General features: G+C 63.2%; 2 protein-coding genes and 1 pseudogene. All 3 read left to right on the forward strand.

Annotated elements, in window-relative coordinates:
- Positions 1-510: 510 nt before the first annotated feature.
- Positions 511-699 (forward strand): hypothetical protein, encoded by a 189-nt coding sequence (locus H483_RS39440; RefSeq protein ID WP_181365983.1) that lies wholly within the window; start codon positions 511-513, stop codon positions 697-699.
- A gap of 1 nt (position 700) precedes the next feature.
- A complete protein-coding gene (locus H483_RS38015) occupies positions 701-946 on the forward strand; it encodes a hypothetical protein (protein ID WP_017838668.1) in 246 nt (81 codons plus the stop codon).
- Positions 947-1,017: 71 nt separating this feature from the next.
- Positions 1,018-1,654: pseudogene (locus H483_RS38020) on the forward strand (hypothetical protein); the annotation flags it as partial.

The raw sequence follows: 1,654 nt of genomic DNA on the forward strand, positions 1-1,654 counted from the left end.
CACGGTCGCGCCCTTATAGCCGTGCTGGGTGAATTGGTCGCGGGCGGCGTCGAGGATCATTTGCCTACTGGACCCGGTGCCGGGTCGTCGGCCTGTCTTGCCGTTCGCGTCGATCGCCATTGCTTCTCCCCTGTCTTGCAAGATCGATTCTAGATCGGTATTGACGTCCACAACTGAAGAATTCTACACTTGAGGATATCGATTGCGACCGGCATCGGGCAAGGGAGGACAGATCGATGATCAGCTACATCATCCGGGCGATGGTACGACCTGGGGTGGGTCGTCGTCGCTGGCGCGGTCGCATGGATGATCTTCGGCGGTTTGAGCGTGGTGCAGATCATTCTGCTGCTCAACCTTGTCGCGCTTGTCCTTCACCAAGTGGAGGAGATGCGATGGCCCGGCGGCTCTGCGTGAATTCTCAACAAAGTCTTCAACCGGGCACCGGACGGCCTGGCCGACCGCTACAAGCTCAACCAGGCGAGCTGTGCGTTCATCAACATCGCGGCGTGGGTGTTCTACCTGATCCCGGTGTTCTTCCCCCGCCTGATCTGGCTCGGTTTCGCCCAGGTGCTATTCGGCATGGTGGGGCAATTCATCACGCACATGATCATCACCAACATAAAACTCAACCTGGTACAACCCGGGCACGGCGGCCGTCGTCCACGGGCACGTGCCCCTCGGGATCTGATATCTCATTGAGGTGCACTCCCAGGGTGTCGTAACGATTTGGGACTGGGTCTTCGGGGTGCTGCTGCTCGCCGCGTTCGTCGGCATCATCATGCTCCGCCTCGGCTACGGGCCCATGGGTAACCGGAACAGTCACTGGCCCTTCGAGCCTTGGGAGATGCAGCGGTGGGATCGGCTGCGCAGACTCGCCCGCGCGGGTATCACTCCTCTGCCGATGGGGCCGCCCGCAGCCATGGACGACAGCCCGCAGGCCCGCTGAAACCTCTCGATCACGAGTCCTTCGGACTCGATCGCATCATCACAACCACCTGATCTAGGAGCCACACAGGCATGTCCACATCCACCGTCACGCCCCACACCGGCTGGCCGCGCGCCATCCTGATCGGCGTGCTTGGCTCATTCGTCGTCGGTATCGTTGTGCTCGCCTTCCTCTGGCCGGCCAAGACGAGTACGCCGCAGCATCTCCCCGTCAGCATCAGCGGGCCAGCTGAGACGGTGTCCGCGCTCGAGAGCGCTCTCGCTGAGAAGGCCCCAGATACATTCGACTTCGTCGACGCGGACGACCGAGATGATGCGGTCTCTCAGATCGAGCAGCGTGAAACATACGGCGCGATCATCCTCGACGAGACCCCCGGCACCGCACCCGAAGTATTGACCGCTCCCGCGGGTAGTGCCGTGGCGACGCAGATGCTCGGCCAGGTCGCCACCCAGCTCCAGGCACAGCTCACCCAGGCCGTCACCGCGGCAGGTGGCGACCCGACGACAGCGGTCGTCACTGTCACCCCAGTCGTGCCGCTCTCTGACAGTGATCCGACCGGCACTGGCCTCGCCGCGGCATCCTTCCCGCTCACCATCGGCGGCATGCTCGGTGGTGTGCTCATCGCCCTAGGCGTGGCCGGTGCGATCCGCCGCCTTGTCGCCCTGGCCGGCTTCGGTACTGGCGTCGGGATCGTGCTGACGCTCATGC

The sequence above is a fragment of the Dietzia sp. UCD-THP genome (genome assembly GCF_000349585.1).
GTDB classification, from domain to species: Bacteria; Actinomycetota; Actinomycetes; order Mycobacteriales; family Mycobacteriaceae; genus Dietzia; species Dietzia natronolimnaea_A.